Source organism: Micromonospora sp. NPDC002411, assembly GCF_053592955.1.
Map to the genome: position 1 here is coordinate 1 of NZ_JBSFBM010000498.1, position 3,592 is coordinate 3,592.

Sequence of the window (3,592 nt, forward strand, 5' to 3'; positions counted from 1 at the left end):
CGTCCGGGGTCTGGGCTACAAGTTCGAGCCGTGATCGGCGTACGCGAAGGGGGTCTGCGCTCGGCGCAGGCCCCCTTCGGCGTGTGCGCGCTTACTCAGCAGGCCGGTTTCGAGAGCTGAAGGGCTGTGGGGTGGGGGACGGGCGTCTGTCGGTGCTCCTTTGGAGCTGATGTCACAGACGAATCACCGGCGGACGTCGGAGAGCCGACGCCGGTGGAGCCGGCGTCCGTGGAGCCGACGTCATCGAGCCAAGTTCGTAGTGGGGGATACAAGCCCACCGCTCCGGCCAGCACCCGCTGCCGCACACCCAACCTGCCGAAATCCCCCAGCCAACGACCAGCACCGCCTTGATCCACACCGGTTCGCCGATATCGCGGTATCCGAGCGCTCGGGATACCCCGATATCGGCGAAACGGAGTGGATCAACCCGCAAGCGCGGCAGGGCGCGGTTCACACGCCCCAGAGCGCCGCGCCACGTGTGCGGTTCGCCCTGATTGGTCCCGCTGAATTTGAGCGCCCATGCCTCGACTCGATGCCACCCCAACCCGGCCCGCGGGACCATCCATCGTCCGATGTCATAAACGATTCAGCTCCAAAGGCGTCCCGTCAGACGTGCCCGGCTCCTCCGTGGCTGTTCTGGCGTCGCTCACCAGGCAGGTGGCAGTGTCGCAGCCACCATGGTTGCTACCGGGCCCGCTAGATCTCGTCGGCGGGGTGCGGGGCGACCATGCCCTGCCGCGTCCGGGCCGCGCACAGCTCGGCCAGCCGCTCGTACGCGGCAGCGCCGATCAGCGCGGTCAATTCCGGCCCGTACGACAGGTACATCGGCTCGGCGCCGACGTGCGCGTCCGTCGAAGAGGTGCACCACCAGTCCAGGTCGTGCCCGCCGGCTCCCCAACCACGCCGGTCGAACTCGGACAGGGTCGAGACCAGGACCTTGGAGTTGTCCGGCCGCTTGACCCAGTCCTGATCTCGGCGGATGGGCAGTTGCCAGCAGACGTCCGGCTTGTATTCCAGCGGGTGGACCCCGTCGCGCAACGCCTGAGCGTGCAGGGCGCAGCCACCGCCACCGACGAAGTCGGCGTCGTTGAGGAACACGCACGGACCCTCGGTGCCCTGGGTGGCGGTGCGGCGGGCCGGGGTCTTGCCGTCGATGGTGTCCTCGTCGGTCCAGTTCTTGAACCCGCGCTGAAAGTGCTGCCAGGTCGACGGGGTGAGCCGCTTGACGGCGTTGCGGACGCGCTTCTCGTCGTCGGAGTCGGTGAAGAACGCCCCGTGCGAGCAGCAGCCGTCGGCGGCGCGGCCGGCGATGATGCCGTGGCAGCCCTTGCCGAAGATGCAGGTCCAGCGGGACAGCAGCCAGGTCAGGTCGGCCCGGATCAGGTGCGTCTCGTCAGCCGGGTCGGCGAACTCGATCCACTCCCGGGGGAAGTCCAGTGGCACCTCGCGGCTACGGGGATCGCCCGGGTCGTCCACCAGCACACGGAGCTCCATCGTCACCCGGCCCAGCGTACGCGGGGTGCGGTCGGCAGGCCGGCGAGCCGCGCAAACGTGTTGCGCCTAGGGTCTTCATCATGCGACTGGGTGTCCTCGACGTCGGATCCAACACGGTGCACCTCCTCGTGGTGGACGCACACCACGGCGCGCACCCGTGGCCTGCGCACTCGGAGAAGGTGGTGCTCCGGCTGGCCGAGCAGATCGGCCCCGACGGCGCGCTGACCGAGGCGGGCGCGGACGGCCTGGTCAAGGCCGTCGGCATGGCCAAGGCGGCGTCCGCCGGGTTGGAGGCCGACGACCTGATCGCGTTCGCCACGTCCGCGGTGCGTGACGCCACGAACGCGGCCGACGTGCTGGCCCGGGTCCGCGACGAGACCGGCGTACGCCTGGCGGTGCTCTCCGGGGCGGACGAGGCGCGCATGACGTTCCTGGCTGTCCGGCGATGGTTCGGCTGGTCGGCGGGGCGGCTGCTGGTGCTGGACATCGGCGGTGGCTCCCTGGAGATCGCGGCCGGGATCGACGAGGACCCGGACGTCGCGATCTCGCTGCCGCTCGGTGCCGGCCGGCTGACCCGGGAGCGGCTGCGGGTCGACCCGGCCAGCGCGGCGCCGCCGTCGGCGGAGGCCGTCGAGAAGCTCCGGGAGTACGTCGAGGGTCGGCTGGACAAGGTGGCCGACCAGATCACCCAGGTCGGCTGGGACCGGGCGGTGGCCACCTCGAAGACGTTCCGCACCCTGGCCCGGCTGGCCGGGGCGGCGCCGTCCGGTGCCGGACTGTGGGTGCGGCGCAGCCTGACCCGCGCCGGGTTGCGGCAGGTGATCGGGTTCATCCGGCACATCCCACCGGCTCAGCTCATGGAGTTGGAGGGGGTCAGCGCCGGTCGGGCCCACCAGTTGCTGGCCGGCGCGGTGGTCGCCGAGGCGGTGATGCGCCGGCTGGACATGGACTCGCTGGACATCTGCCCGTGGGCCCTGCGTGAGGGGGTCATCCTCCGCCGGCTCGATCAACTCGAACCGATCTGATCGGAGATCCGGTTTCGGGTGGTTTGCCGGCTCTCGTCACGATGTCCTGAGCACCACCGGGCTACGCTGGCTGATGTGACTTCCCGCGTTCCCGTGCTCCTGTCCAGCTCGTCGGTCTTTCCCGAGCCGACCGCGGCGGCGTTCCAACTGGCTGCGGCACTCGGGTACGACGGCGTCGAGGTGATGGTCTGGACCGACGTGGTCAGCCAGGACGCGGGCGCGTTGCGCGGCCTGTCGGAGCACTACGGTGTGCCGGTGCTCTCGGTGCACGCGCCCTGCCTGCTGGTTACCCAGCGGGTGTGGAGTCCGGACCCGTGGGAGCGGCTGCGCAAGGCCGCCGAGCTGGCCGAGACGTTGGAAGCGCCGACCGTCGTGGTGCACCCTCCGTTCACCTGGCAGCGGGACTACGCCCGCAACTTCGCCGAGGGGTTGGCCACCGTCGGGGACCGGTTCCCCGGGCTGCGGTTCGCCGTGGAGAACATGTACCCGGTGCGGATGGCGGGGCGGCAGTTCGTCCCGTACGTCCCCGGATGGGATCCCACCGACACCGGCTACCCGGCGTACACCCTGGATCTTTCGCACTGCGCGGCCTCGCACAGCGACCCCCTGGAGATGGCCGACCGGATGGGCGCCGGGCTGGCGCACGTACATCTCGGTGACGGCACCGGCGGGGGACGCGACGAGCACCTGGTGCCCGGTCGCGGCACCCAGCCCTGCGGTGAGCTGCTCTCCTCACTGGCCGGACGGGGCTTCACCGGGGCGGTGGCGGTGGAGGTCGCCACCCGGGGCGCGAAGAGCCGCGCGGTGCGCGAGGCGGACCTGCGTGCCGCGTTGGAGTTCGCCCGCCAACACCTGACCGCGTCGTCCCCGGTCGACGCCTGACCCGTCCGCCCGCGAAGGGGCGGCTACGGCGTCAGCTGACCGGCGAGAGCGAGTCGACGCCGCCGGTCGGCTGCGGCGCGACAGTCACCTGCTCACCGACTGCCGCCCGCTTGCGGGCCCGGTGCGCGGCCACGCTGCTCGGCGTGGTCGCGTTGATCGTGTTCGTCCTGGTCGAGCTGCGGGTGAGCGAG

General features: G+C 71.0%; 3 protein-coding genes. 2 read left to right on the plus strand and 1 reads right to left on the minus strand.

Features of this window, described 5'->3' with window-relative positions; all coding sequences use genetic code 11:
- Positions 1–696: 696 nt before the first annotated feature.
- Entirely contained in the window at positions 697–1,494 is a 798-nt protein-coding gene (locus ACWCO3_RS32875) for a hypothetical protein (protein ID WP_145785430.1), read from the minus strand.
- Between the two features lie 80 nt (positions 1,495–1,574).
- Here ACWCO3_RS32875 and ACWCO3_RS32880 point away from each other — a divergent pair, with 80 nt between their 5' ends.
- Positions 1,575–2,519, plus strand: coding sequence for a Ppx/GppA phosphatase family protein (locus ACWCO3_RS32880; protein WP_357929442.1), 945 nt, complete (start codon positions 1,575–1,577; stop codon positions 2,517–2,519).
- 75 nt (positions 2,520–2,594) lie between these two features.
- Positions 2,595–3,401: a sugar phosphate isomerase/epimerase family protein gene (locus ACWCO3_RS32885; RefSeq protein WP_145778769.1), complete on the plus strand. Its 807-nt coding sequence runs from the start codon at positions 2,595–2,597 to the stop codon at positions 3,399–3,401.
- Positions 3,402–3,592: the final 191 nt, after the last annotated feature.

What these genes read in the sequence shown, in the direction of transcription:
- ACWCO3_RS32875 (WP_145785430.1), bottom strand. Translation starts at nt 1,494, where the DNA reads ATGGAGCTCCGTGTGCTGGTGGACGACCCGGGCGATCCCCGTAGCCGC.
- ACWCO3_RS32880 (WP_357929442.1), top strand. Translation starts at nt 1,575, where the DNA reads ATGCGACTGGGTGTCCTCGACGTCGGATCCAACACGGTGCACCTCCTC.